The organism is Pseudomonas sp. ABa2, assembly GCF_056676075.1.
In genome coordinates, this window is the sequence record NZ_CM155239.1 from 4,088,583 (window position 1) to 4,113,868 (window position 25,286).

The following is a 25,286-nucleotide window of genomic DNA, read 5'->3' on the forward strand; positions in this document are numbered from 1 at the left end:
CGCCGCCAGAGATCACCTCAGGACAACGCCATGCACAAGCCCACACTTTCAAGCAAAGCACTACTCAGCACCCTAGGTTTTTTCCTCTATTTCAGCGGTACTTTTTCGGCGAGTGCCGCCGCACTCAATATCAGCCAGAAACCGCTGATCCTCAACGAAACGGTAGCCCCAAACCTTATTCTTACTCTCGATGATTCGGGCAGTATGCGCTGGGCGTTTGTGCCGGACGGCATTAATGGTTTGCACAGTACTCGCCGAGCAAAATCGGCCGATTTCAACCCAATGTACTATAATCCGTCGGTAACCTATCGCATTCCTACGCGTTATGACACCAACGGCAACGTTTCAGCAACGCCTTTCTCCACTAGTTTTACTACCGCATACAATAATGGCTTTAATACCGGCCGAGGAACATACGACCTTAGCAATGCCTATCGAGTTACTTGGACATACGACCCCACAGGAACGCTGCCAACCAGTACCGCTTACGGCTACAACAGCACAGCGAACCGCTTTGGGTCAAACCCTGCACCCGATTATTACTTTAGCAGCGGTAGCTTCAACGGCCCAACCACTAACGGCGCATCACTTACCCAAACGATCAACAATGTCACCTTTACAGTTACACGTACGAATACCGGAACAGGTTGTACGGCAAGCATCACGTCACCCACTGGATTTACGACAGTAAACTGCTCCCGCTCCAACAATTCATTCAGCGTCACTACCAACGACACTCGCCAAACTGGCGTTCCAGCCTATTACTACGTATTCGACGACACCCTGCCGAGTTGCACAACGGTCGTTGCCAATCGCAAAGTTGATGATAATTGCTATCGACGTGTCATAGTGTCCGCCACTTCCGGCACACTACGCGCTGATGACAGTGCTGCAGGTATCGATGAAAGACAGAATTTCGCCATCTGGTATTCGTTCTATCGCAACCGTGCACTGGCGACATTGAGCGCCGCTCAAATCGCATTTTCCGACTTACCAGCAGAAGTTCGATTGACCTGGCAAAGCCTGGGGAACTGCACAAACTTCAACGGCACCAGCAGCGCCTGCAAAGACAACCGACTTCGCGAATATACCAACGCACACAAAGGCCAGCTTTTTTCCTGGTTCCAAGATCCACCATTCGATCAAAGCACGCCTCTGCGCATAGCAATGCAGAGGGCTGGCGAGTTTCTTAAGAGTTCAGTTGCCTGGCACAAGTACCCAAACGACTCTAGCCAGACCAATAATTCCGGCAACACTTATTCCTGCCGCCCTAGTTATCACATCATGATGACCGACGGCATATGGAACGGCGGATACAATGCACCCAGCGACACTCTGCGCGCGGACCACAGTAACTTTACTCTACCTGACGGTACCAGTTACAACGGAAGTCGCCCCCCTTTTGCAGACGGGACACAGCAGACACTTGCTGACCTGGCAATGCACTACTGGGCCACGGACCTTAATCCAAACCTATCTAATGGCCTCAGCCCTTATATCCCGTTCAAGAATGAGACTGCGGCGACTCAATATTGGGATCCTCGAAACGACCCGGCGACTTGGCAGCACATGGTCAACTTCACCATGGGTCTCGGCCTCACAAGTGCCCTGGCTCAAGCAGGCCTGGAATGGGATGAGGAAAAAGGCACATTTGGCGGTGCGGGTTACAACAACCTGGCAAGTGGCGCCAGAAGCTGGCCAGCCGCCAGCGGCGATAGTGTCAACAATGTCTACGACTTGTGGCACGCAGCGATAAACTCTCGCGGAGAGTTCTTCAGTGTCGACAGCCCAGACGCAATGGTACAAGCCTTCAAGGATATTCTTAATCGCATCGCCGACCGAACCGCCTCCGCTGCGCGCCCCGCAGTATCGGCATCCTTCGTATCGGATAACGATGGAACCAGCATTCAAAGCAACGTCTACGCGACTCAATTCTCCAGCCAGGACTGGAGTGGCCAACTGATCAAAACCTTGGTCGCCGGCAACGGCGAACAGACAGTGCTGTGGAATGCCAAAGCAGCCAATCAGAGCATAGACCCCGCGACACGCAAGGTCATGATGGCGGACACCAGCAACTCGACAAATAAATTGAAGAACTTTACCTGGAACAACCTGGGCTCTATGCAAAGCCTGCTAAGTGTTGATCCGGAAAGCTTGGTGGGGGCCAGCGACACTCGAGGCGCTGATCGTGTCGCCTATATTCGTGGCGACCGCAGTAAAGAGGGCTCAGCCAGCCCCTTATTCCGCACCCGTAGCACTGTACTGGGCGACATTGTCAACTCCAGCCCAGTCGTTGTCGGCACGCCTGGTTACCTGGCTTATCTAGCCGACGCCATCGAAAACCCCGGCGGCGACAATAGTAACTACAAAAGCTATGCCGCATTCCGCACTGCAAACCAAAAATCGGCGCGCAAGGAAATGATCTATGTGGGCGGTAACGATGGCATGTTGCACGGCTTCAATGCAGCAACCGGCCAGGAAGAGTTTGCCTTTATCCCGACCGAAGTGATCAAGAACCTCTATCGCCTGACCGGTCAGAACTATACCGGCGCGGAGCACCGCTATTTCGTCGACGGCTCGCCTATCGTTCGCGACGTTTACTTTGGCGATGGTAACGACGAAGGTTGGCGCACTGTATTAATCGGCACCCTTCGTGCCGGAGGCAAGTCTCTGTTTGCATTGGATATCACCGATCCGGAAAACATCAAACTGCTCTGGGAATTCGACTCGACTACCGACATTGATCTTGGTTACACCTTCGCCCAGCCGGAAATCGTACGCCTGCACTCAGGCCAATGGGCTGTACTAATGGGCAATGGCTACAACAGCACCAATGACAAGGCAGCCTTGATGATCATCGACATCAAAAGTGGTGGCCTGCTGAAAAAACTCGTCGTACCCGACGTTGTCGAGAACAATATAACCTTGCCGAATGGCCTCTCTAGCGTGCGGGGTGCAGACAACAATGGTGACGGCCTGGTTGACTATGCCTATGCCGGCGACCTACAAGGAAATCTGTGGCGCTTTGATCTGCTACCAACCGAGCTCACCCCGCCTGGGGGAGACCCATTCTCACGGGCGCAGACAGCACTCGAGAATGTCACAGTCGCCGACTTCAAGATTGCTTACGGCGGCAAGCCATTATTTACTGCAAAAGACTCGAAGAACGGTGTATTGAAGCGCCAGGCAATCACTATTCAACCCTCTTTAGTACGCCACCCTAGCTCTTACGGTTATCTGGTTCTGGTAGGTACCGGCAAGTACATCGAGAACAGCGATGCGAATGTCGATACCAGCCGAGCGATGACCCTTTATGGCATCTGGGATCGCAACACCAAACGCCAGTCGACCACTGACAATACACCCAGAGCTACTGATCGCAGCCAGCTGCAGAAACAGCAGTTCACCGATCAGGTCGATGGGGCTGTTATCGGCGACGAAAACCAAAGCGCGCAGAATGACATCCGCTTGCTTAGCCAAAATCAGGTTCAATGGTTCAAAACGCCGGTTCCGAATGACCCGAACCCTCCCGTAGCCCCGAAAGACGATGCTGCAGTCAACCTGTGGGGCTGGGCATTGGACATGGCAGTGGAGGGCACTGGAGGGCAGAAGCTGACCGGCGAGATGATCATCAACAATATGGCTGCACGTGGTTCGACGCTGTTCCTCAGCAGCCTCACCCCAAACCAGGATCCTTGCCAGGCCGGGGCAGATACTTGGTTCTATGCCGTCGATGCGTATAGCGGTGGCCGTACCAAGTTCAACGTGCTCGACCTTAACAACGACAAGATGGTTAGCCCGCTGGACGCCTACGGTGATGCAAAGAGCGTGGTCTCCGGCGTACGCTTCCCGGCAGTCGGCGGTTTCACCCTGGCACCGGGCAACAAGGTCTTCGGCAGTGACGGTGCCGCCGACCCTGCCACCGTCGGTGATGACCCCAACAGCAGCGGCCGCCAGAGCTGGCATATCGTGCCTGAGGAGTTTCAATGAATAAGCGTCAACAACATGGTTTTAGCCTGATCGAGTTGATGCTCGCGGTCGCGATCATTGCCATATTGGCAGCGATCGCCATCCCGAACTATCAGGACTACATCACTCGCAGCAAAAGAGCTGAGGGTATGGCACTTTTACAGGAAATGTCGGCACGTCAGGAGCGCTTCTACGCACAGAACAACCGCTACGTCACCATAAACCAGGATCTGGATTTGTTGGTAACCAATGCCGCCAGCTTAGTGGGCCTGGATACTGCCGGTGCACGCGTACGCTCGGAGAACGGCTACTATCTGGTGGGTGTCTCACGCACCAATGGCGACGGCGGTTACACCTTGACGGCAGAAGAAGACATCGGCGATGGGCTCTGTGGCGACTTGACCCTAACAGCAGTAGGCATTAAAGGTCGTAGTGCAAGCGGCTCGAATGCAAAAACAGTGGAGCAGTGCTGGCGCTAGCAACCAAGCAGAAATAAAAAGCGGCCAATGGGCCGCTTTTTATTTCTATAACGCCTTAACCCGCAACTCCTTCGGCATGGAAAACGTCACGTTCTCCGGCCGGCCGTCCAGTTCGGTCTCCCCTTGCGCGCCCCAGGTGCGCAGCTGTTCGACCACCCCACGCACCAGCACCTCAGGGGCCGAGGCGCCGGCGGTGATGCCGATGCCACTTACCCCGTCGAACCATTCGGCCTTGAGATCCTCGGCGCCGTCGATCAGGTAGGCCGGGGTGCCCATGCGCTCGGCCAGCTCGCGCAGGCGGTTGGAGTTGGAACTGTTGGGGCTGCCCACCACCAGCAGCACGTCGCACTCGGCGGCGAGCTGCTTGACCGCGTCCTGGCGGTTCTGCGTGGCGTAGCAGATATCGTCCTTGCGCGGCCCGCCGATGGCCGGGAACTTGGCGCGCAGGGCGTCGATCACCTTGCTGGTGTCGTCCATCGACAGCGTGGTCTGGGTGACGAAGGCCAGCGCCTCGGGATTGCGCACCTGCAGCTCGGCGACGTCGGTCTCGTCTTCCACCAGGTAGATGGCGCCGCCGTTGCTGGCGTCGTACTGGCCCATGGTGCCTTCCACTTCCGGATGACCCTCGTGGCCGATGAGGATGCACTCGCGGCCCTCGCGGCTGTAGCGCACCACCTCCATATGCACCTTGGTCACCAGCGGGCAGGTGGCGTCGAACACCTTGAGTCCACGGCGCTCAGCCTCGGCGCGTACCGCCTGGGACACGCCGTGGGCGCTGAAGATGACGATGACGTCGTCCGGTACCTGGTCCAGCTCTTCGACGAAGATGGCACCGCGGGCGCGCAGATCCTCGACCACGAACTTGTTGTGCACCACTTCGTGACGCACGTAGATCGGCGGGCCGAAGACTTCCAGGGCGCGGTTGACGATCTCGATGGCGCGGTCGACGCCGGCGCAGAAGCCGCGGGGATTGGCAAGTTTGATATGCATGCTGGTTGTCTCGGTATTGATCGAGGATCGACGCGCCGCTATCGGTCGATCCCGGAAGATACAGCCTGCGCGGGATAAGCGCAGGCTGCAACAAGAGCTTCGCGGCTAAAGCCGCTCCCACGGAAGCGGCGATTCGGGCTAGAGCGCCTTGACCGAGAGGATCTCCACCTCGAAGTCGAGCACCTTGCCGGCCAGCGGGTGGTTGAAGTCGATGGTCACCTGCTTGTCGTCGAAGGCCTTGACCACCCCGGGCAGCTCGGCATTGGCGGCGTCGTTGAAGATCACCAGCAGCCCTTCGGACAGTTCCATGCCCTCGAATTGGCTACGCGGCATGACCTGCACGTTCTGCGGGTTGGGCTGGCCGAAGCCCTGCTCCGGCTGCACCTGCACGCTGCGCTTGTCGCCGGCCTTGAAGCCGTAAAGCGCCTGCTCGAAGCCGGGCAGCAGGTTGCCGTCGCCGACCTTGAAGGTGGCCGGCTGCTTGTCGAAGGTGCTGTCGACCACGTCGCCGTTCTCCAGCTTGAGGGCGAAATGCAGGGTGACTTCCCTGTCCGGGCCGATGCGTACGTCAGTCATTGGCAGGTTCTCCGGACTTGTTGCTCTTGAACATATCCAGCGCCAGGAGGATGGCGCCGACGGTGATGGCGCTGTCGGCCAGGTTGAACGCCGGGAAATACCAGCGGTTCTGCCAGTGCACCAGGATGAAGTCGACCACATGGCCGAGCACCACGCGGTCGTAGAGGTTACCCAGGGCTCCGCCCAGGACCATGGCCAGCGCCACGGCCAGCAGGGTTTCGTGGCGTTTGAGGCGCTTGAGCCAAACCACCAGCACGATGCTGACCACGATGGCGATAGCGGCGAAGAACCAGCGCTGCCAGCCGGCGGCATCGGCCAGGAAGCTGAAGGCCGCGCCGGTGTTGTAGGCCAGGGTCCAATCGAAGTAGCCGGGGATGACTTCGATACGCTGGTACATGCTCAGGCTGGCCTCGAAGAAATCCTTGCTCAGACGGTCGGCAACCAGAATTAGCAGGCTCAGCAGCAGCCAGGGCAGATGCCCGAAACGCGAGACCTCAGGCATGCTTGCGCACCTCGCCTGCACCTTCGATATTGCTCACGCAGCGGCCGCACAGTTCCGGGTGGGCGGCATGGCTGCCGACGTCGGCGCGGAAGTGCCAGCAGCGGCCGCACTTGGCGTGGGCGGACTTGAGGATCTTCAGCTTCAACCCCTCCACCTCGGTGACCACCGCATCGACCGGCGCCTCGGCCAGCGGCGCAGTCTGCGCCGCCGAGGTGATCAGGGCGAAACGCAGCTCGTCGCCGAGCTTGGCCAGATCGGCCTGCTTGGCCTCGTCGCAGAACAGCGTGACCTCAGCCTGCAGGCTGCCGCCGATGGCCTTGGCCGTGCGCAGGTTCTCCAGTTCTTTGTTGACCGCGGCCTTGACCGCCATGATCCGATCCCAGTAGGCACGATCCAGCTCGAAACCCTCCGGCAGGCGGCTGAGCCCCTCGTACCAGGTATTGAGCATCACCGACTCGTTGCGCTCGCCCGGCAGGAACTGCCAGATTTCCTCGGCGGTGAACGCCAGGATCGGCGCGACCCAGCGCACCAGCGCCTCGCTGATGTGGTACAGCGCGCTCTGGCAGGAGCGACGCGCGACGCTGTCGGCAGCGGTGGTGTACTGACGGTCCTTGATGATGTCCAGATAGAAGCCGCCCAGCTCCTGCACGCAGAAGTTGTGCACCTTGGAGTAGACGTTCCAGAAGCGGTAGTCGGCGTACGCCTCGATGATCTCTTCCTGCAGGCGCAGGGCCGCGTCGACGGCCCAGCGATCGAGGTCGAGCATCTGCTCGGGCTGCAGCAGGTCCTTGGCCGGATCGAAGCCATTGAGGTTGGCCAGCATGAAGCGCGCAGTGTTGCGGATACGGCGGTAGGCGTCGGCGCTGCGCTGCAGGATCACCTTGGACACCGCCATCTCGCCGGAATAGTCGGTGGAGGCGACCCACAGGCGCATGATGTCGGCGCCCAGACTGTCGTTGACCTCCTGCGGCGCGACCACGTTGCCGAGCGACTTGGACATCTTGCGGCCGTTCTCGTCGACCACGAAGCCGTGGGTCAGCAGCGCCTTGTAGGGCGCGTGGCCGTCGATGGCGCTGCCGGTCAGCAGCGACGAGTGGAACCAGCCGCGGTGCTGATCCGAACCCTCCAGATACAGATCGGCGCGCGGGCCGTCGGTGTGGCCCATGTCGTGCGAACCGCGCAGCACGTGCCAGTGGGTGGTACCGGAGTCGAACCACACGTCCAGGGTGTCGTTGATCTTGTCGTAGTCGGCGGCCTCGGCGCCGAGCAATTCGGCGGCGTCGAGCTTGAACCAGGCTTCGATGCCCTCTTGCTCGACACGCTTGGCCACGATCTCCATCAACTCGACGGTGCGCGGATGCAGCTCGCCGGTGACCTTGTGCAGGAAGAACGGGATCGGCACGCCCCAGTTGCGCTGGCGCGAGATGCACCAGTCGGGACGGCCGGCGATCATGCTGTGCAGACGCGCCTGGCCCCAGGCCGGGACGAACTGGGTCTGCTCGATGGCCGCCAGCGCGCGCTCGCGCAGGGTCGCGCCATCATTGGGTTGAGTATCCATGCCGACGAACCACTGCGCGGTGGCGCGGTAGATCAGCGGGGTCTTGTGCCGCCAGCAGTGCATGTAGCTGTGCTGGATCGGCTGATGCTTGAGCAGCGCGCCGACTTCGTCGAGCTTGGCCACGATGTTGGCATTGGCCTTCCAGATAAACTGGCCGCCGAAGAACGGCAGATCCGCGGTGTAGACGCCATTGCTCTGCACCGGACTGAGAATCTCGTCGTTGCTCATGCCGTAGGCTTTGCAGGTGCGGAAGTCGTCCTCGCCGTAGGCCGGCGACGAGTGGACGATGCCGGTACCGGCGTCGAGGGCGACGTAGTCGGCCAGGTACACCGGCGAGAAGCGCTCGTAGAACGGATGACGGAAACGGATCAGCTCCAGCGCCGCGCCCGGCGCGGTGGCGAGCACCTGGCCGTCGAGACCGTAGCGCTGCAGGCAGGATTCGACCAGCTCCTCGGCCAGCAGCAGCAGGCGCGCGCCGGTGTCGACCAGCGCGTAGTTGAATTCCGGATGGACGTTGAGCGCCTGGTTGGCCGGGATGGTCCAGGGCGTGGTGGTCCAGATGACGATGGCGGCCGGCTTGTTCAGCTCGGCCAGGCCGAAGGCGGCGGCCAGCTTGCCGGCGTCTTCCACCGGGAAGGCGACGTCGATGGCGTCGGATTTCTTGTCCTGGTACTCCACCTCGGCCTCGGCCAGCGCCGAGCCGCAGTCGAAGCACCAGTTGACCGGCTTCAGGCCCTTGAACACGAAGCCCTGCTTGACCATCTCAGCCAGGGCGCGGATCTCGCCGGCCTCGTTGGCGAAATCCATGGTCTTGTAGGGGTTGTCCCAGTCGCCCAGCACGCCGAGGCGGATGAAGTCGGCCTTCTGCCCTTCAATCTGCTCGCCGGCGTAGCTGCGGCAGCGTTCGCGGGTCAGGTCGGCCGGCTGGTTCTTGCCGAAGGTGGTCTCGACCTTGTGCTCGATCGGCAGGCCATGGCAGTCCCAGCCCGGCACGTAGGGCGCGTCGAAACCGGCCAGGGTCTTGGAGCGGGTGATGATGTCCTTGAGGATCTTGTTCACCGCATGACCGATATGGATGCTGCCGTTGGCATAGGGCGGGCCGTCGTGCAGGACGAACTTGGGCCGACCCTCGCCGATCTGCCGCAGCTTGCTATACAGGCCAATCTCGTTCCAGCGCTGCAGGGTCTGCGGCTCGCGTTGCGGCAGGCCGGCCTTCATCGGGAACGGGGTATCGGGCAGGTTCAGCGTGGCTTTGTAATCGGTCATGTCGGACTCTTCATCAGCGGGTGGCTCTGCCAACAATCACGGGCAGCGGCAATATCGGCGGCAATCGCCGTCTTCAGGGCCTCCAGCGAGGCGAAACGCTGCTCGTCACGCAGCTTGTGGTGGAAGGCCACCGAGAGGCGCCGGCCATACAGGTCGCCGGCGAAATCCAGAAGGTGCACTTCCAGATGAGCGCTGCCGTCGCCGGCAACGCTGGGGCGCACGCCGATATTGGCGACGCCCGGTTGAATCACGCCATCGATTTCGCAGCTCACCAGATAGACCCCGGTCAGCGGCACCTTGCGCCGCTTGAGCTGGATATTGGCGGTGGGGGCGGCCAGCTGGCGGCCGAGCTTCTGCCCGTGCAGCACCCGCCCGGCGATGCGGAACGGCCGGCCCAGCAGCGCCTCGGCCAGCTCGAAATCGCTATCGGCCAGGGCCTGGCGCACGCGGGTGCTGCTGACCCGGCCACCGCGCACTTCCACCGTGGTCGAGGCATCGACGCTGAAACCGTGGCGCCGCCCGGCGGCCTGGAGAAACTCAAAATCGCCGGCGCGGTCGCAGCCGAAGCGGAAATCGTCGCCGATTTCCAGGTCCTTCACGCCGAGGCCGTCGACCAGCACGCGCTGGACGAACTCGGCCGCCGACAGCTCGCGCAGGCGGCGGTTGAAGGCCAGGCACAGCACCATGTCGACGCCTTCGGCGGCCAGCAGGGCGAGCTTGTCGCGCAGCCGGGTCAGGCGCGCCGGAGCGGTGTCGGGACCGAAGAATTCGCGCGGCTGCGGCTCGAAGATCACCACGCAGCTGGGCACGGCCAATTCCGCGGCACGCTCGCGCAGGCGCGCCAGGATGGCCTGGTGCCCACGATGAACGCCGTCGAAATTACCGATGGTGACCACGCAGCCCCGCGTCTGGGGCTGCAGGTTATGAAGACCTCGAACCAGCTGCATAGCACGCTTCTTGTTCACAAAGTGGCCGATTATACGCACAGCCCGCGGCCCAATACAGGCGTCAGACCGTCCGCCGGGCAAAGTCGCGCAGGCGGAAACCGAGCAGCAGCAGCATGCCGAAGTAGACCAGCAGCCCGGCGACCACCAGCGCGCCGAGACGCAGCAGGCGCAGCGGCATGTCGCCCTCGGCCCAGGCCGGCATGATCTGCAGCAGGCCCAGCAGCACCGCCACCATCGCCGTCACCGCCAGCACCAGCTTGAGCAGGAACAGGCCCCAGCCCGGCAGCGGCCGGAAGATATCGGCGCGGCGCAGCTGCCAGTACAGCAACCCGGCGTTCAGGCAGGCCGCCAGGCTGATCGCCAGGGCCAGGCCGGCGTGCGCCAGCGGGCCGACCAGCACCAGGTTCATCAACTGGGTGAAGACCAGGGTCACCACGGCGATCTTCACCGGCGTCTTGATGTTCTGCTGGGCGTAGAAGCCGGGCGCCAGGATCTTCACCAGGATGATGCCGAGCAGGCCGATGGAATAGGCGATCAGCGCCTGCTGGGTCATCAGCGCGTCGCTGGCGGTGAACTTGCCGTACTGGAACAGCGACACGGTCAGCGGCTCGGCCAGCACCGCCAGGGCCAGGGCGCTGGGCAGCACCAGCAGGAAACACAGGCGCAGGCCCCAGTCGAGCAGGCGGCGGTACTCCTCGCGGTCGCGGCTGGCGTAGGTCTTCGACAGCGCCGGCAGCAGGATGGTGCCCAGGGCCACGCCGAGCACGCCCGAGGGCAGCTCCATCAGGCGGTCGGCGTAGTACATCCAGGACACCGAGCCGGCGACCAGGAAGGAGGCGAAGATGGTGTTGATGATCAGCGAGATCTGGCTCACCGACACGCCGAAGATCGCCGGCCCCATCTGCTTGAGCACGCGCCACACGCCGAGGTCGCCAAAACTCAGGCGCGGCAGCACCAGCATGCCGATCTTCTTCAGATGCGGCAGTTGCCAGAGCAGCTGCAGCAGGCCGCCGACCAGCACCGCCCAGCCCAGGGCCATGATCGGCGGGTCGAAATAGGGCGTCAGGAACACGGAAAAGCCGATCATGCTGACGTTCAGCAGGGTCGGCACGAAGGCCGGCACCGAGAAGCGGTTCCAGGTGTTGAGGATGGCGCCGGCCAGCGACGACAGCGAGATCAGCAGGATATAGGGGAAGGTCACCCGCAGCAGGTCGACGGTCAGCTCGAAGCGCTCGGCCTCATCGGCGAACCCCGGCGCGGTGGCCCAGACGATCCAGGGTGCGGCCAGCACGCCGATGGCGGTGACCAGCGCCAGCACCAGGGTCAGCAAGCCCGAGACATAGGCGACGAAGGTACGCGTGGCCTCCTCGCCCTGCTGCATCTTGTACTCGGCCAGGATCGGCACGAAGGCCTGGGAGAACGCCCCCTCGGCGAAGATGCGGCGCAGCAGGTTGGGCAGCTTGAAGGCCACCACGAAGGCGTCCGACGCCACCCCGGCGCCGAAGGTCCGAGCGATGATGGTGTCGCGCACGAAACCCAGCACGCGCGAGACCATGGTCAGGGAACTGACCGCGGCCAGGGATTTGAGCAGATTCATGGAGTGACTCGATTTCCCGCAAACGGGCGCGCCGCTGGACAATCCGCCGGCGCGCGAAGGCGTCGAGTGTAGCGAGCCGCCATTGGTCAGGCCAGCACGGGAAAGCGCCAGCGGGCTTGACAGATGCCCAGGGGGTCGGCATGATTCGCGGCCTTATTTGTCGTAACCCCCCAGTTTTCGAGGAGCTTGACGGTGGCCAACTCACCTTCTGCCAAAAAACGCGCCAAACAGGCTGAGAAGCGCCGTAGCCATAACGCCAGCCTGCGCTCCATGGTCCGTACCTACATCAAGAACGTGGTCAAGGCTATCGACGCCAAAGACCTCGAGCTTGCCAAGTCGTCCTACACCCTGGCCGTTCCGGTCATCGACCGCATGGCCGACAAGGGCATCATCCACAAGAACAAAGCCGCTCGTCACAAGAGCCGCCTGAACGCGCACATCAAGGCGCTGGGCGAAGCTGCTGCCGCCTAATCGCGACAGGTTCTTGAAAAACCGGCCCCCGTGGCCGGTTTTTTATTGCCTGGAAGAAAGGCAAACCACAGGGCGGACAAGCCTTCGGCATGTCCGCCCGACTGCAGGATCAGCCGGCGCGCGCGGCCTTGATCACCTCGATATAGGGCTCGGCGTTGCGCTGATCCTGGATCAGGGCGACGAAGTCGTGGCCCTGCGCGTCGGTAGCCGTCAGGTCGTAGCCGGCGGCAACGAAGAAGCCGACGAAACGTTCGAAGTCGTCGATGCGCAGACCGCGATAGGCCTTGATCAGCTTGTGCAGCGAGGGTGGCGTGGCATCGGCCGGCTCCACCGCCAGGAACAGCTTGATCGAGTCGTCGCTGATTTCTTCGCCAATCACCTGCTTCTTGTCTTTACGCATCGCCCGCTCCCGCCAGCATTACAGAGGGCCGGCAGTTTACCGCCGCGCCGCGCGCGGCTCAACGCGCAGCCGAGCAGGCTAGCACGCGAACATTCGACGCAACAGCCGACCTAGGTCATGCCGCCGCACGGCGCGCCGCTCCTATAATGCGCCGAGCCATCCCGGAGCCACCATGCCACGCCACTCCCTGCCGCTGTTCGCCGCCTGGCGCCAGACCCTGCGCGCCGGCTACTCCTGGAAGGCCCTGCGCGGCGACCTGAGCGCCGGGCTGACGGTCGGCGTCATCGCCATCCCCTTGGCCATGGCGCTGGCCATCGCGGTCGGCGTGGCGCCGCAGCATGGCCTGTACACCGTGCTGATCGCGGCGCCGCTGATCGCCCTGTGCGGCGGCTCACGCTTCAATATCTCCGGGCCCACCGCGGCCTTCGTGGTGATCCTGCTGCCGATCACCCAGCAATATGGTCTGGGCGGGTTGCTGCTGTGCACCCTGCTGGCCGGCATCATCCTGATCACCCTGGGCCTGCTGCGCGCCGGCCGCCTGATCGAGTTCGTGCCCTACCCGGTGACCCTGGGCTTCACCGCCGGCATCGGCATCGTCATCGCCATCCTGCAGCTCAAGGACCTGCTCGGCCTGGAACTGGCCGAAACCCCGCAGCACCTGCTGCAGCAGCTCGCCCTGCTGGCCAGCGCGCTGCCCAGCCTGCAGCCAGGCGACAGCCTGGTCGGCGCCATCTGCCTGGCCACCCTGCTGCTGTGGCCGCGCCTGGCGCCGAAGATTCCCGCGCACCTGGTCGCCCTGGCCGTCGGCGCCCTGCTGGCGCTCGCCCTAGAGCGCCTCGGCCTGCCGGTGGCGACCCTGGGCGAACGCTTCAGCTATACGCTCGACGGCATCGAGCACCCCGGCATCCCGCCCTTGCTGCCCAGCCCGGGCCTGCCCTGGCAGTTGCCCGGCGCGGACGGCCAGCCGCTGGTGCTGTCCTTCGAGCTGATCCGCCAGCTGCTGGCGCCGGCCTTCGCCATCGCCATGCTCGGCGCCATCGAATCCTTGCTCTGCGCCGTGGTCGCCGACGGCATGAGCGGCAGCAAGCACGACCCCAATGCCGAGCTGATCGGCCAGGGCCTGGGCAACCTGGCCGCGCCCTTCTTCGGCGGCATCACCGCCACCGCGGCCATCGCCCGCACCGCCGCCAACGTGCGCGCCGGCGCCTTCTCGCCGCTGGCGGCGCTGATTCACGCCGGCGTGGTGCTGGCGGCGATCCTGCTGCTGGCGCCGCTGTTCAGCTACCTGCCGATGGCGGCGCTGGCGGCCCTGCTGCTGGTGGTGGCGTGGAACATGAGCGAACCGCAGCATGTGGCCCACACCCTGCGCATCGCCCCGCGCGGCGACGTGCTGGTGCTGCTCACCTGCCTGCTGCTGACGGTGCTGTTCGACATGGTGCTGGCGGTCGGCGTCGGCCTGCTGCTGGCCGCCGGGCTGTTCATCAAGCGCATGAGCGAGCTGACCGACACCGCCGCGCTGAGCCGGCAGCAGCGCCAGGCCCTGCAGGACCTGCCCGAGCACGTGCTGGCCTACGCCATTCGCGGGCCGCTGTTCTTCGGCGCGGCGGAGAAGGCACTGAGCGTGCTGCGCCGCTTCACCCCCGGGGTGCGCGTGGTGATAGTCGATATCAGCGCGGTGCCGCTGCTGGACATGACCGCCATCGCCGCGCTGGACAACGTGCTGCGCGACTACCGCCAGCAGGGCGTGGCGCTGATCCTCAGCGGCCCGACCGCGCAGGTGCGCCTGCAACTGCGCCGCGCCGGAGTGCACCGGCGCGCCGGCGAACTGGCTTATGTGCGCGATCTGGCGCAGGCGCGGCAGAAGGCGCTGCGCTGGCTGGGAGAAGGCCTGGAGCCGTAGCCCGGATGAAATCCGGGCGCAGCACGCGCTTACAGCCCCTTGACCGCGTAGATGCCGGCGGCGTTGCGCCAGTAGCCCTTGTAGTCCATGCCGTAGCCGAAGATATAGCGGTCGATGCAGTGCAGGCCGACATAGTTGGCCTTGAGGTCCGGGCGCGCCTTGCGCTGGTGTTCCTTGTCGATCAGTACAGCGGTGTGCACCGCACGGGCGCCGGCGTGGCGGCAGAAGTCGATGATCGCGCCGAGGGTGTGCCCTTCGTCGAGGATGTCGTCGATGATCAGCACGTCGCGGTCGATAAAGGAGACTTCCGGCTTGGCCTTCCAGAACAGCTCGCCGCCGCTGGTCTCGTTGCGGTAGCGGGTGGCGTGCAGGTAAGACGCCTCCAGCGGGAAGGCCAGCTTGGGCAGCAGCTTGCCGGAGAAGATCAGGCCGCCGTTCATCACGCAGAACACCACCGGGTTGCGTTCGGCCAGTTCGGCGTTGATTTGGGCGGCGACGCGGTCGATGGCCGCTTCCACCTCGGCTTCGGTGAACAGGCAGTCGGCTTCCGCCATGACTTGGCGGATGTGCGCGAGATCGGCGGACATGGGGCGTTCTCTCTTGGTCGGGCTGATAAAATGAGCGGCGATCGGCGGCAAAAGCTGAGCGATCAGTCAAATAAAAGCGGGCAAAGGTACAGACCTGCGTCGCACTTGCCAAGCCTCGCCTGACCAGCGTAGCCGAGGCCGCTCGCGCGGTGCGCTGACCCATCAGTCACCCACCACCTGGCATGAGCAATGCTTTAATCTAACGCGATTTTTCCCAGAGCCCGTTCAGGGTCTCGCGAGCTAGAGCAAAACGGCGGCGAAAAAAGCTGAGGAAGCGGAGTTTACGAGTGGTAAATGAGCATTCCGAAGCTGTTTTCAACGCTGTTTGGCCGACGCGCAGCAGACCGTGAATGGGCTCTCAGCCCGCCGGAGACCCCAGCCCATGCCCATCCGCGAGATCCGCCACCCGCTGATCCGTCACAAAATCGGCCTGATGCGCCGCGCCGACATCAGCACCAAGAATTTCCGCGAACTGGCCCAGGAAGTGGGCGCGCTGCTGACCTACGAGGCGACCAACGACCTGCCGCTGGAAAGCTACGAAATCCAGGGCTGGGCTGGCGCGGTGCAGGTGGAGAAGATCGCCGGCAAGAAGATCACCGTGGTGCCCATCCTGCGCGCCGGCATCGGTATGCTCGACGGCGTGCTCAGCCTGATCCCCGGGGCCAAGGTCAGCGCCGTGGGCGTGGCGCGCAACGAGGAAACCCTGGAGGCGCACACCTACCTGGAGAAACTGGCACCGGAGATCGACGAGCGCCTGGCGCTGATCATCGACCCGATGCTGGCCACCGGCGGCTCCATGGTCGCCACCATCGACCTGCTGAAGAAAGCCGGCTGCAAGGACATCCGCGCCATGGTGCTGGTCGCCGCGCCCGAGGGCATCAAAGCGGTCGAGAAGGCCCACCCCGACGTGACCATCTTCACCGCCTCGATCGACGAGCGCCTGAACGAGCACGGCTACATCATCCCCGGCCTGGGCGATGCCGGCGACAAGATCTTCGGCACCAAGCAGAAGGACGCCTGAACATGTCGCAAACGGAATTCAAGGATCCGCTCTGGCGCCAGGGCCTCTCCGGCGCACAGATGCTCTTCGTGGCCTTCGGCGCCCTAGTGCTGATGCCGCTGATCACCGGCATGGACCCCAACGTCGCGCTGTTCACCGCCGGCCTCGGTAGCCTGCTGTTCCAGCTGGTGACCAAGCGCCAGGTGCCGGTGTTCCTCGCCTCCAGCTTCGCCTTCATCGCGCCGATTCTGGCGGCCAAGGGTGAGTTCGGCCTGCCGGCGGTGCTCGGCGGGGTGATGGCGGCCGGCCTGGTCTACATCCTGCTCTCGGTGCTGGTCAAACTGCGCGGCCCCAGCTTCATCGACCGCCTGCTGCCGCCGGTGGTGATCGCCCCGGTGATCATCTCCATCGGCCTGGCCCTGTCGCCGGTGGCGGTGAACATGGCCATGGGCAAGGCCGGCGACGGCAGCGTCGAGCTGGTGCCCTATGCCACCGCCATGCTGATCTCGATGCCGGCGCTGCTCACCACCCTGCTGGTCGCCGTGCTCGGCCGCGGCATCTTCCGCCTGGTGCCGATCCTCGCCGGCATCGCCGTCGGCTGCCTGATCGCCGCCGTGCTCGGGGTGATCGACACCAGCGCGGTGGCGAGTGCGCCCTGGCTGGCGCTGCCCAATTTCGTCGCGCCCGAGCTGCACTGGGGCGCCATCCTGTACATGGTGCCGGTAGCGCTGGCGCCTGCCATCGAGCATATCGGCGGCGTGGTGGCGATCGGCAGCGTCACCGGCAAGAACTTCGTCAAGAAGCCGGGCCTGCACCGCACCCTGCTCGGCGACGGCCTGGCCACCTCGGCCGCCGGCCTGTTCGGCGGCCCGCCCAACACCACCTACGCCGAAGTGACCGGCGCGGTGATGCTGACCAAGAGCTACAACCCGAAGATCATGACCTGGGCCGCGCTGTTCGCCATCGCCCTGGCCTTCGTCGGCAAGTTCGGCGTCGCCCTGCAGAGCATTCCGGTGCCGGTGATGGGCGGCATCCTCTGCCTGCTGTTCGGCTCCATCGCGGTGGTCGGCCTCAACACTCTGATCCGCCACCAGGTCGATCTGTCCGAGGCGCGCAACCTGATCATCGTCTCGGTCACCCTGGTATTCGGCATCGGCGGCATGGTGATCGGCGGCAAGGAATTCGCCCTGTCGGGGATTTCCCTGTGCGCCGTCAGCGCCCTGCTGCTCAACCTGCTGCTCCCCGGCGGCGCCGGCTGGAACAACAAAAGCCTCGAAGAGACCCACTGAGTCGCCCCCACGAAAAAGCCCGCGACTATCGCGGGCTTTTTCGTGCTCGGCCATTGCGTCGGGCGCTTACCAGCCGACGCCGAAGCCCAGGCTGTAGCGGGTCTCGTCCAGCTCGCCCTCGGCACCGCTGACGATGTCCTTTTCCGCCTTCATGTTCAGCGAGGCCCAGTCGGTGACCTTGTAGCGCAGGCCGACCTCGGCATCCAGGGTGTAGTCGGCGACACCTTCCAGCGGCTTGCCCACCTCGCCGACGCTGAACAGTTCCACCGCCTTGCCGATCAGGTAGCGGTTGTAGTCCCACTTGACGCTGAGCGCGTAGAAGCGGTCCTGCTCGCCGTTGCTGTAGACGTAGTCGCTGCGGTTGGCCAGGGTGGCGATGGAGAAGGCGCCCAGTTCGTTGTCCCAGAACTGGTAACCGGGACCGGTACCCAGGGTGCGCTGACGCTCCAGCTCCTCGATGCGGTCGCGCTTGTACTCGAAGCGCCCCTGCCAGAACCACTGTTCGGTGAGGAAGCGGTCGAGGGCGTACTCGGCGCTCCAGTTGTCGGTGCTGACCACATCGTCCTTCAGCTCGCGGTTGTACTCGGCCTGCGCGTTGTGCCGCCACCAGCCGTGGCGGGCCTGGGTCTTGACGTCGACGTCGTAGTCGTCGGTGTCGCTCTCGGCGCGCTTGTAGTCCAGCGCCAGGTCGACGTTGCCCTTCCAGGTGAAATCCTCCACCAGCGGCTTGGGCTTGATGATCTGGGCGATCTCGCTCAACTCCACGGTCTTCGGCACGTCGCCATTGGCCAGGGTCACCTTGCCCGGCTCGGCGGCCTGCAGCGACTTGGCGCGCTCGCCATTGAAGTCGTCCTGCTTGATCAGCAGCGCCTGCTCGCTCTCCAGGGTGGCGATCTTCTTCCAGTCCAGGGCGATGGCGCCGCCATAGTCGGTCTGGAGCAGCAACTTGTTGCCGTCGTAGAACTTGATGGTGCCGGTCAGGCGGTCGCCGTTCTTCAGCCAGACGGTGTCGGCGGCGGCGGTGGAGCTGAGCAGGGCGAGGCTCAGGCTGAGCAGGGAAAGCGGTAGCGAACGCGACATAACGAGGACAACTGAGCTCTGATGGGGCGAAAAGCCGGGCATTATGCGCAAGCCCGACGCCAGAGCAAGAGCTGACCGGCATCGGCCGGCAGAGTTCAGCTTTTTCCGCTGGGCGGCATCACCAGCCCACGCCGACGCCGATCAGGTAATGGCGATCCGAGATGGTCTGGCCCTGGCCGCGCAACTGGTCGAGCTCGTACAGCAGCGACAGCCGCGCCCACTGGTTGAGGCGGTAGCGCAGGCCGAACTCGCTGTCGAGCACGTAGTCGATGGCGTCGATATGCGGCATCTGCAGCTCGGCGTTGGCATAGAACTCCAGCCGGGTGCCCCACAGCAGGCGCTTGTAGTCCAGCTCCAGCGAGGTGGTGTCGAAGGCCAGATCGACGATATCCGACTCCAGCCGCACCCGGTTGAACTGGGCGATCAGGTCGAAGCGGCCCAGCTCGTCGTCCCAGAAGCGGTAGCCCGGCCCGGTGCCGAGGATGCGCTGGCGCTCGATGGACTCGAACTCGTCCTCGCGATGCTCCCCCCCCACCCGCCAGAACCAGTGCTCGGTGAAGAAGCGGTCGAGGTCGTACTCCAGCTCCCAGTTGTCGTCGACCTTCTCGCCGTTCTTGGTCTCGTGCTCCAGCTCGCCGCTCAGCACGTGGCGCCAGCGCCCATGTTCGACGCGCGTGTTACCCTTGAGCTTCCACTCGTCGACCTTGCTGTCGTTGCGCTCCATATCCAGCTTGGCGTCGAGATTGCCTTCCCAGACGCGATCCTCCAGCAGCGGCCGCGGCGGCACCAGGCGGGTGATCTCGGCCAGCGGCAGCACCTGGCTGCGCTCGCCCTCCACCCGCACCATGCCGGCGCCGGCCGCCGCCAGGGTCTTGCTCAGCTCGCTGTCGAAGCCCTGGCGGCGCAGCAGCAGGGGTTTGTCCGAGCTCAGGGTGTCGATATCCTTCCAGTCGATCAGCACCTGGCCGGCGTACTTGGTCTTCAGCGCCAGCTTGCCGCCGTCGAGCAGAACGATCTCGCCGCTGAGGCGGTCGCCGTTATCGAGCCACACGGTGTCGGCCCACAGCGGTGCGGCCAGGGTATAAAGGACGAAGGCGAACAACAGGCGTGGCAGCATGACGAGGACAACCCATAGGGGCACAGTGGACCCGGCAGAGTCTGCATGGCCGGCCCCGCCACCGGCAAGCGCCGAGGCCCGGCGCGAGGCGCTGTACCTGGTGCTGGCGCAGGTGCCGGCGGGCAAGGTGATCAGCTACGGCGAGCTGGCCCGACTGGCCGGCCTGGGTCGCGCCGCGCGCTGGGTCGGGCGCACCCTCGGCCAGTTGCCGGAGGGCACCGCGCTGCCCTGGCATCGGGTGCTCGGCGCCGGCGGACGCCTGAGCCTGGGCGCCGGAACGCCGGCGGGCAACGAGCAGCGCGCGCGCTTGCGCGCCGAAGGCATCAGTATCCTGAACGAACGGGTGGATATCCGTCGGCACGGCTGGCGCCCGATGGAGCACAGCGGTTAGAGTGCGCGCTATCACCCGTTCCCCAGATTCGAGCCCGATGCCACGCAAATCCTGGCGAGAAGCCCTCGCCACCTATGCCAGCCCCGCCACCCTGGCACTGCTCCTGCTCGGCTTCGCCGCCGGCCTGCCTTACATGCTGGTGTTCTCCACCCTGTCGGTGTGGCTGCGCGAAGCCGGCGTGGCGCGCGAGACCATCGGCTTCGCCAGCCTGATCGGCCTGGCCTACGCCTTCAAATGGGTGTGGGCGCCGATGCTCGACCAATGGCGCCTGCCGCTGCTGGGCAAGCTGGGCCGGCGCCGCTCCTGGCTGGTGCTGGCACAGAGCCTGATCGCCGTCGGTCTGGTCGGCATGGCCAGCTTCGACCCGCAGACCCAGCTCAGCTGGCTGATCGCCCTGGCGGTGGTGGTGGCCTTCGCCTCGGCCACCCAGGACATCGCGGTGGACGCCTACCGCCTGGAGATCGTCGACGACACCCGTCAAGCCGCCCTGGCCGCCGCCTACATGGCCGGTTACCGGGTCGCCGCGCTGCTCGCCACCGCCGGCGCGCTGTATTTCGCCGAGGGCTTCGGCTCCACCGCGCAGCTGTACAAGCACGGCGCCTGGGCCGGCACCTACCTGGTGTTCGCCCTGCTGATGCTGCCGGGCCTGCTCACCAGCCTGTGGATGCGCGAGCCGCCGGTGCCGCTGAAGACCCAGCTGGCGGCGGCCAAGTACGGCTTCGTGCGGCAGATCCTCTCGGTGCTGGTGCTGATCGTGCTGCTGGTGTCGGTGCCGGCGATGTTCACCCAGTTCTTCCACACCGACTTCGCCAGCGTCCTGCGCGGCGAGGCCAGCCTGCTCGACCTGCTGCTGGAGGACCGCGCCTTCCTGCGCGCCCTGCTCTACACCATCCTCACCGCGCTGTGCCTGTCGGCCATGGGCCGGCGCAGCCTGGCGCCGGTGCTGACCCCGGTCAACGACTTCATCCTGCGTTACCGCTGGCAGGCCCTGCTGCTGCTGGGCCTGATCGCCACCTACCGGCTGTCGGACACGGTGATGGGGGTGATGGCCAACGTCTTCTATATCGACCAGGGCTTTTCCAAGGATCAGATCGCCAGCGTCAGCAAGCTGTTCGGCCTGGTCATGACCCTGCTCGGCGCCGGCATGGGCGGCCTGCTGATCGTGCGCTTCGGCATCATGCCGATCCTGCTGATCGGCGCCTTCGCCTCGGCGGCGACCAACCTGCTGTTCATGCTGCTGGTGGGCATGGGCCCGCACCTGAACATGCTGATCGTCACCATCAGCTGCGACAACTTCAGCGCCGGCCTGGCCACCGCGGCCTTCGTCGCCTACCTGTCGAGCCTGACCAACCTGAAGTTCTCCGCCACCCAGTACGCCCTGCTCAGCTCCATCATGCTGCTGCTGCCGCGCCTGATCGGCGGCTACTCCGGGGTGATGGTGGAGAAGCTCGGCTACGCCCACTTCTTCCTCGCCACCGCGCTGCTCGGCATCCCCACGCTGATCCTGATCGCCCTGCAGTGGGGCCGCGACCGTCGCCAGCCCAACGGCGACACGCCGGTCGCGCCGCCGGAGAAGGCCTGAACGACAGACAGAAAAAAGCCCCGGACCTGCCGGGGCTTTTTACATCCGCCACGCCTCAGTCGGCCTTGGCCAGGTGCACCACCCGCTGCGGGAAGGGGATGCCGATGCCGGCGGCGGTCAGGCGCTCCTTGGCCAGCTCGGTGAACTCGAAGGTCACCGGCCAGAAATCGGCGGTGGCCACCCACACCCGCAGCGACAGGTTGACCGCGCTGTCGCCCAGACCGGTGACGAACACCACCGGCGCCGGATCGAGGTGCACGCGCGGGTCCTTGGCGATCTCCAAAAGCACTTCGCGGGCGCGCTTGATGTCGCTGGAGTAGTCGATGCCGATATTGATGTCGGCACGCCGGCGCGGTTCGCGCGAATAGTTGGTGATGTGGCCGTTGGACAGGCTGCCGTTGGGCACGATGACCACTTTGTTGTCGGCGGTCTTCAGCGTGGTGTGGAAGATCTGGATGCTGTCGACGCTACCGGCCACGCCCTGGGCCTCGATCCAGTCGCCGGCGCGGAACGGGCGGAACAGCATGATCAGCACGCCGCCGGCGAAGTTGGCCAGGCTGCCCTGCAGGGCCAGACCGATGGCCAGGCCGGCGGCACCGATCATGGCGATGAAGGAAGTGGTCTCCACGCCGATCATCGAGGCCACGCTGATCAGCAGCAGAATGCGCAGCACGATGCTGACCAGGCTGCCGATAAAGCTGCTCAGCGCCCGATCCACGCGCCGCGCCTCGAGCAGACGACCGATGCTGGCGGTCAGCCGGCCGATCAGCCACCAGCCGATCAGCAGGGTGATCAGCGCCAGGGTCAGCTTGCCGCTGTACTCCAGCACCACCGGCAGCCAGGCCTCCGAGAGCTTCACCAGTTCGTCGACGTTCATCTCCATGGGGTACTCCTTTCCTGTGCATGAAACGACACCGCCATGGCATGCCATGGCGGTCAGAATGCTATCAATCCTGCGTTGCGACGCCGCTAGGCGGCAAAGGTTCAATCGCGGAAGTTGTTGTACTGCAGCGGCATGCCGAAATCGTGACCCCGCAGCAGGGCGATGGCCTCCTGCAGGTCGTCGCGCTTCTTGCCGGTGATGCGCACCTGCTCGCCCTGGATGGCGGCCTGCACCTTGAGCTTGGCGTCCTTGATATGGGCGACGATCTTCTTCGCCAGCTCCTTGTCGATGCCCTCGCGGAAGGTCACCTCCTGTTTCATCACCTTGCCGGAGGCGTAGGCCTCCTTGGCTTCCATGCACTGACAGTCGATCTTGCGCTTGATCAGGCTGCTGCGCACGATGTCGAGCACCTGCTCGAGCATGAACTCGGCTTCGGCGGTCAGGGTGAGGGTCTTGTCCTTGCTTTCGATGCTGCACTTGCCGCGCAGATCGAAACGGCGATCGAGTTCCTTGACGGCATTGTCGACCGCGTTGGTCAGTTCGTGTTTGTCCAGTTCCGACACCACGTCGAACGAAGGCATGGGCTTGCTCCTGATGGACGGCGCGATCCCCTTCACGGAGTGAACGCGCCTGACTTGACGATAACTATGGCGGGCCCATTATAACCGGACTGATCCACGCCGTTTGGCGTCCTTCCTCTCTGTCGCGAGCCTGCCCATGCCCAACCCCCATCTCAGCATCCTGGTGGTGGACGACGCCAAGTTCTCCAGCGCCATGATCGGTCGCGCCCTGAGCCAGGCCGGCTACCAGGACGTGCGCTTCGCCAGCAGCGCCGCCGAGGCCCTGCAGCTGCTCGAAGAGCGTCCCGCCAGCGTACTTCTGGCCGACTGGCTGATGCCCGAGATAGATGGCCTGGAGCTGACCGCGCGGGTGCGCCAGCTGGACGAGACGGCCGATCACTACACCTACGTCATCCTGCTCACCGGCAAAGAGGGCGAGAACGTGCTGGGCGAGGCCTTCGATCGCGGCGTCGACGACTTCATCAGCAAGGCGGCGATGAACGAGCAACTGGTGCCGCGGGTCTACGCCGCCGACCGTCTGTGCAATACCCTGCAGCGCCTGCTGCAGGAAAACCGCCTGCTGACGCAGAACATCGCCAGCCTGGAGCGGCGCAACCTGGTCGACCCGCTCACCGGCCTGGGCAACCCGCGCTACCTGCGGCAGAAGCTGGCCGACAGCCTGCGCCAGGTGGAGTCGCGCGGCGGCGCGGTGTGCTACCTGCTGATCGGCCTGCCAGAGGCCGGCCAGCTACACCGCAAGTTCGGCGACCGCTTCTACAACGAGCTGCTGCACGGCGTGGCCCGGCGCCTGCAGCAACTGGTGCGGCCGCTGGATGTGCTGACCCGCCTGGACGACAACCACTTCGGCCTGATCACCCTGCTCGAAGACCTCCACGAATGCTCGCCGAGCAGCTTCAAGCGCCTGCACGAGGGCCTCAACCTCAAGGCGTTCAAGACCAGCGAAGGCTTTGTCACGCTCAAGGCCGGCATCAGCCTGGTGGGCCTGGACGCCAAGGCCCTGCCCACCGATCCGGAACAGCTGATCCGCCATGCCGAAGGCCTGCTGGCCGAGTCCTACGCCAGCGGCCGGGTCGCCGCCATGCGCCTGCCGCTGCTGTGACCTGGCACGTTCTCGGCGCCGGCAGCCTGGGCAGCCTGTGGGCCGCCCGCCTGGCCCGCGCCGGCCTGCCGGTACGGCTGATCCTGCGTAACCGCGAACGCCTGGCGGCCTACCAGCAGGCCGGCGGCCTGACCCTGGTCGAGCGCGGCGCAGCCCGCCGCTACGCCATCCCCGCCGAACTGCCGCAGGCCGATGCGCCGATCCACCGCCTGCTGCTGGCCTGCAAGGCCTACGATGCCGAGGCCGCAGCCGCCGAACTGGCGCCGCGCCTGGCCGCCGATGGCGAGTTGCTGCTGCTGCAGAACGGCCTGGGCAGCCAGGACGCGGTGGCCCAGCGCCTGCCGCAGCAGCGCTGCCTGTTCGCCTCCAGTACCGAGGGTGCGTTTCGCCAGGCCGACTTCCAGGTGGTGTTCGCCGGCAACGGCCACACCTGGCTGGGCGATCCGGCCGACCCGCTGCCGCCGCCCTGGCTCGACGAGCTCGAACGCGCCGGCATTCCCCATCAGTGGAGCCCGGACATCCTCGCCCGGCTGTGGCGCAAGCTGGCGCTGAACTGCGCGATCAACCCGCTGACCGTGCTCCATGACTGCCGCAACGGCGGCCTGCGCGAACACCCGGCCGAGGTCGCCACGCTCTGCGCCGAGCTGAGCGAGCTGCTGCAGCGCTGCGGCCAGCCGGCGGCGGCCGAGCAGCTGCACGAGGAAGTGCAGCGGGTGATAGAAGCCACCGCGGCCAACTACTCCTCCATGCACCAGGACGTGGCCCAGGGCCGCCGCACCGAGATCGCCTACCTGCTCGGCCATGCCTGCGCCACCGCCCGCCGCCATGACCTGCAGCTGCCGCACCTGCAGCACCTGCAGCAGCGCCTGCTGGCGCACCTCGGTGCACGCGGCCTGCCGCTGGACTGACGGCCCTGTCCACCAGCGCCCGCCCCCGTGGACAAGCCGGGCTGCGGCATGTCCACCCCACGACCTGTGCGCAGCCGCCCGATCCCGCCATGGCAATGGCCGCCCGCCCGCGCT

General features: G+C 64.6%; 22 protein-coding genes. 10 read left to right on the forward strand and 12 right to left on the reverse strand.

The window, feature by feature from the left end:
- Positions 1-30: 30 nt before the first annotated feature.
- Both AC1G9C_RS19995 and AC1G9C_RS20000 read left to right on the forward strand, forming a co-directional pair.
- On the forward strand, positions 31-3,990 hold the full coding sequence (locus tag AC1G9C_RS19995) for a pilus assembly protein (protein WP_480408596.1): 3,960 nt from the start codon (positions 31-33) through the stop codon (positions 3,988-3,990).
- On the forward strand, positions 3,987-4,448 hold the full coding sequence (locus AC1G9C_RS20000; RefSeq protein WP_480408597.1) for a type IV pilin protein: 462 nt from the start codon (positions 3,987-3,989) through the stop codon (positions 4,446-4,448). The genes AC1G9C_RS19995 and AC1G9C_RS20000 overlap by 4 nt, the downstream gene beginning before the upstream one ends.
- 45 nt (positions 4,449-4,493) lie before the next feature.
- Here AC1G9C_RS20000 and ispH read toward each other — a convergent pair whose 3' ends face one another.
- The 6 genes from ispH to murJ all read right to left on the reverse strand — a co-directional run bounded on the left by ispH (position 4,494) and on the right by murJ (position 11,884).
- The gene (ispH, locus tag AC1G9C_RS20005; protein WP_480408598.1) at positions 4,494-5,438 is read right to left on the reverse strand and encodes a 4-hydroxy-3-methylbut-2-enyl diphosphate reductase; all 945 of its coding nucleotides are present in this window, start codon (positions 5,436-5,438) and stop codon (positions 4,494-4,496) included.
- A 138-nt stretch (positions 5,439-5,576) separates the two neighbouring features.
- Positions 5,577-6,014: an FKBP-type peptidyl-prolyl cis-trans isomerase gene (locus AC1G9C_RS20010; RefSeq protein WP_021441748.1), complete on the reverse strand. Its 438-nt coding sequence runs from the start codon at positions 6,012-6,014 to the stop codon at positions 5,577-5,579.
- Positions 6,007-6,516, reverse strand: coding sequence for a signal peptidase II (lspA, locus tag AC1G9C_RS20015; RefSeq protein WP_480408599.1), 510 nt, complete (start codon positions 6,514-6,516; stop codon positions 6,007-6,009). Before lspA ends, AC1G9C_RS20010 begins: the two co-directional genes overlap by 8 nt.
- A complete protein-coding gene (gene ileS, locus AC1G9C_RS20020) occupies positions 6,509-9,340 on the reverse strand; it encodes an isoleucine--tRNA ligase (protein WP_480408600.1) in 2,832 nt (943 codons plus the stop codon). The genes lspA and ileS overlap by 8 nt, the downstream gene beginning before the upstream one ends.
- The gene (ribF, locus tag AC1G9C_RS20025; protein WP_480408601.1) at positions 9,337-10,287 is read right to left on the reverse strand and encodes a bifunctional riboflavin kinase/FAD synthetase; all 951 of its coding nucleotides are present in this window, start codon (positions 10,285-10,287) and stop codon (positions 9,337-9,339) included. Before ribF ends, ileS begins: the two co-directional genes overlap by 4 nt.
- A gap of 61 nt (positions 10,288-10,348) precedes the next feature.
- Positions 10,349-11,884, reverse strand: coding sequence for a murein biosynthesis integral membrane protein MurJ (gene murJ, locus AC1G9C_RS20030; RefSeq protein WP_122108255.1), 1,536 nt, complete (start codon positions 11,882-11,884; stop codon positions 10,349-10,351).
- Between the two features lie 192 nt (positions 11,885-12,076).
- On the opposite strand from murJ, the gene rpsT reads away from it, so the two are divergent.
- Positions 12,077-12,355: a 30S ribosomal protein S20 gene (gene rpsT, locus AC1G9C_RS20035; RefSeq protein ID WP_021441753.1), complete on the forward strand. Its 279-nt coding sequence runs from the start codon at positions 12,077-12,079 to the stop codon at positions 12,353-12,355.
- A gap of 109 nt (positions 12,356-12,464) precedes the next feature.
- On the opposite strand, the gene AC1G9C_RS20040 is transcribed toward rpsT, so the two are convergent.
- Positions 12,465-12,755, reverse strand: a complete 291-nt coding sequence (locus AC1G9C_RS20040; protein ID WP_021441754.1) for a PA4642 family protein — start codon at positions 12,753-12,755, stop codon at positions 12,465-12,467.
- 172 nt (positions 12,756-12,927) lie between these two features.
- Between AC1G9C_RS20040 and dauA the strand changes: the two genes are divergently transcribed.
- Positions 12,928-14,655, forward strand: a complete 1,728-nt coding sequence (dauA, locus tag AC1G9C_RS20045; protein ID WP_480408602.1) for a C4-dicarboxylic acid transporter DauA — start codon at positions 12,928-12,930, stop codon at positions 14,653-14,655.
- Between the two features lie 29 nt (positions 14,656-14,684).
- Here the strand turns inward: dauA and AC1G9C_RS20050 are convergent, their stop codons facing one another.
- Positions 14,685-15,242 carry a hypoxanthine-guanine phosphoribosyltransferase gene (locus AC1G9C_RS20050; RefSeq protein ID WP_021441756.1) on the reverse strand — a complete coding sequence of 186 codons (558 nt, stop codon included), beginning with the start codon at positions 15,240-15,242 and terminating at the stop codon, positions 14,685-14,687.
- A gap of 382 nt (positions 15,243-15,624) precedes the next feature.
- Between AC1G9C_RS20050 and upp the strand changes: the two genes are divergently transcribed.
- Both upp and AC1G9C_RS20060 read left to right on the forward strand, forming a co-directional pair.
- Positions 15,625-16,263: a uracil phosphoribosyltransferase gene (upp, locus tag AC1G9C_RS20055; protein WP_021441757.1), complete on the forward strand. Its 639-nt coding sequence runs from the start codon at positions 15,625-15,627 to the stop codon at positions 16,261-16,263.
- Between the two features lie 2 nt (positions 16,264-16,265).
- On the forward strand, positions 16,266-17,531 hold the full coding sequence (locus AC1G9C_RS20060; protein ID WP_480408603.1) for a uracil-xanthine permease family protein: 1,266 nt from the start codon (positions 16,266-16,268) through the stop codon (positions 17,529-17,531).
- Positions 17,532-17,597: 66 nt separating this feature from the next.
- Here AC1G9C_RS20060 and AC1G9C_RS20065 read toward each other — a convergent pair whose 3' ends face one another.
- A complete protein-coding gene (locus AC1G9C_RS20065) occupies positions 17,598-18,611 on the reverse strand; it encodes a DUF481 domain-containing protein (protein WP_397496114.1) in 1,014 nt (337 codons plus the stop codon).
- A 118-nt stretch (positions 18,612-18,729) separates the two neighbouring features.
- Positions 18,730-19,728 (reverse strand): DUF481 domain-containing protein, encoded by a 999-nt coding sequence (locus AC1G9C_RS20070; RefSeq protein WP_480408604.1) that lies wholly within the window; start codon positions 19,726-19,728, stop codon positions 18,730-18,732.
- Between AC1G9C_RS20070 and AC1G9C_RS20075 the strand changes: the two genes are divergently transcribed.
- Both AC1G9C_RS20075 and AC1G9C_RS20080 read left to right on the forward strand, forming a co-directional pair.
- Positions 19,727-20,119, forward strand: a complete 393-nt coding sequence (locus tag AC1G9C_RS20075) for an MGMT family protein (protein WP_122108250.1) — start codon at positions 19,727-19,729, stop codon at positions 20,117-20,119. The two genes, AC1G9C_RS20070 and AC1G9C_RS20075, sit on opposite strands and share 2 nt — an antisense overlap.
- Before the next feature lie 37 nt (positions 20,120-20,156).
- Positions 20,157-21,701 carry an AmpG family muropeptide MFS transporter gene (locus AC1G9C_RS20080; RefSeq protein WP_480408605.1) on the forward strand — a complete coding sequence of 515 codons (1,545 nt, stop codon included), beginning with the start codon at positions 20,157-20,159 and terminating at the stop codon, positions 21,699-21,701.
- A 55-nt stretch (positions 21,702-21,756) separates the two neighbouring features.
- On the opposite strand, the gene AC1G9C_RS20085 is transcribed toward AC1G9C_RS20080, so the two are convergent.
- Together AC1G9C_RS20085 and AC1G9C_RS20090 are read right to left on the reverse strand one after the other, a co-directional pair.
- On the reverse strand, positions 21,757-22,584 hold the full coding sequence (locus AC1G9C_RS20085) for a mechanosensitive ion channel family protein (protein ID WP_021444166.1): 828 nt from the start codon (positions 22,582-22,584) through the stop codon (positions 21,757-21,759).
- Positions 22,585-22,685: 101 nt separating this feature from the next.
- Positions 22,686-23,165 (reverse strand): YajQ family cyclic di-GMP-binding protein, encoded by a 480-nt coding sequence (locus AC1G9C_RS20090; protein ID WP_021444165.1) that lies wholly within the window; start codon positions 23,163-23,165, stop codon positions 22,686-22,688.
- Between the two features lie 136 nt (positions 23,166-23,301).
- Between AC1G9C_RS20090 and AC1G9C_RS20095 the strand changes: the two genes are divergently transcribed.
- Positions 23,302-24,264 (forward strand): response regulator, encoded by a 963-nt coding sequence (locus AC1G9C_RS20095; RefSeq protein ID WP_021444164.1) that lies wholly within the window; start codon positions 23,302-23,304, stop codon positions 24,262-24,264.
- Positions 24,261-25,172, forward strand: a complete 912-nt coding sequence (locus tag AC1G9C_RS20100; RefSeq protein ID WP_122108248.1) for a putative 2-dehydropantoate 2-reductase — start codon at positions 24,261-24,263, stop codon at positions 25,170-25,172. Before AC1G9C_RS20095 ends, AC1G9C_RS20100 begins: the two co-directional genes overlap by 4 nt.
- Positions 25,173-25,286: the final 114 nt, after the last annotated feature.

Excerpts from the sequence above, each read along its gene's own strand:
- AC1G9C_RS19995 (WP_480408596.1), top strand. The coding sequence starts at position 31 with ATGCACAAGCCCACACTTTCAAGCAAAGCACTACTCAGCACCCTAGGT.
- AC1G9C_RS20000 (WP_480408597.1), top strand. The coding sequence starts at position 3,987 with ATGAATAAGCGTCAACAACATGGTTTTAGCCTGATCGAGTTGATGCTC.
- ispH (WP_480408598.1), bottom strand. The coding sequence starts at position 5,438 with ATGCATATCAAACTTGCCAATCCCCGCGGCTTCTGCGCCGGCGTCGAC.
- AC1G9C_RS20010 (WP_021441748.1), bottom strand. The coding sequence starts at position 6,014 with ATGACTGACGTACGCATCGGCCCGGACAGGGAAGTCACCCTGCATTTC.
- lspA (WP_480408599.1), bottom strand. The coding sequence starts at position 6,516 with ATGCCTGAGGTCTCGCGTTTCGGGCATCTGCCCTGGCTGCTGCTGAGC.
- ileS (WP_480408600.1), bottom strand. The coding sequence starts at position 9,340 with ATGACCGATTACAAAGCCACGCTGAACCTGCCCGATACCCCGTTCCCG.
- ribF (WP_480408601.1), bottom strand. The coding sequence starts at position 10,287 with ATGCAGCTGGTTCGAGGTCTTCATAACCTGCAGCCCCAGACGCGGGGC.
- murJ (WP_122108255.1), bottom strand. The coding sequence starts at position 11,884 with ATGAATCTGCTCAAATCCCTGGCCGCGGTCAGTTCCCTGACCATGGTC.
- AC1G9C_RS20040 (WP_021441754.1), bottom strand. The coding sequence starts at position 12,755 with ATGCGTAAAGACAAGAAGCAGGTGATTGGCGAAGAAATCAGCGACGAC.
- dauA (WP_480408602.1), top strand. The coding sequence starts at position 12,928 with ATGCCACGCCACTCCCTGCCGCTGTTCGCCGCCTGGCGCCAGACCCTG.
- AC1G9C_RS20050 (WP_021441756.1), bottom strand. The coding sequence starts at position 15,242 with ATGTCCGCCGATCTCGCGCACATCCGCCAAGTCATGGCGGAAGCCGAC.
- upp (WP_021441757.1), top strand. The coding sequence starts at position 15,625 with ATGCCCATCCGCGAGATCCGCCACCCGCTGATCCGTCACAAAATCGGC.
- AC1G9C_RS20060 (WP_480408603.1), top strand. The coding sequence starts at position 16,266 with ATGTCGCAAACGGAATTCAAGGATCCGCTCTGGCGCCAGGGCCTCTCC.
- AC1G9C_RS20065 (WP_397496114.1), bottom strand. The coding sequence starts at position 18,611 with ATGTCGCGTTCGCTACCGCTTTCCCTGCTCAGCCTGAGCCTCGCCCTG.
- AC1G9C_RS20075 (WP_122108250.1), top strand. The coding sequence starts at position 19,727 with ATGACGAGGACAACCCATAGGGGCACAGTGGACCCGGCAGAGTCTGCA.
- AC1G9C_RS20070 (WP_480408604.1), bottom strand. The coding sequence starts at position 19,728 with ATGCTGCCACGCCTGTTGTTCGCCTTCGTCCTTTATACCCTGGCCGCA.
- AC1G9C_RS20080 (WP_480408605.1), top strand. The coding sequence starts at position 20,157 with ATGCCACGCAAATCCTGGCGAGAAGCCCTCGCCACCTATGCCAGCCCC.
- AC1G9C_RS20085 (WP_021444166.1), bottom strand. The coding sequence starts at position 22,584 with ATGGAGATGAACGTCGACGAACTGGTGAAGCTCTCGGAGGCCTGGCTG.
- AC1G9C_RS20090 (WP_021444165.1), bottom strand. The coding sequence starts at position 23,165 with ATGCCTTCGTTCGACGTGGTGTCGGAACTGGACAAACACGAACTGACC.
- AC1G9C_RS20095 (WP_021444164.1), top strand. The coding sequence starts at position 23,302 with ATGCCCAACCCCCATCTCAGCATCCTGGTGGTGGACGACGCCAAGTTC.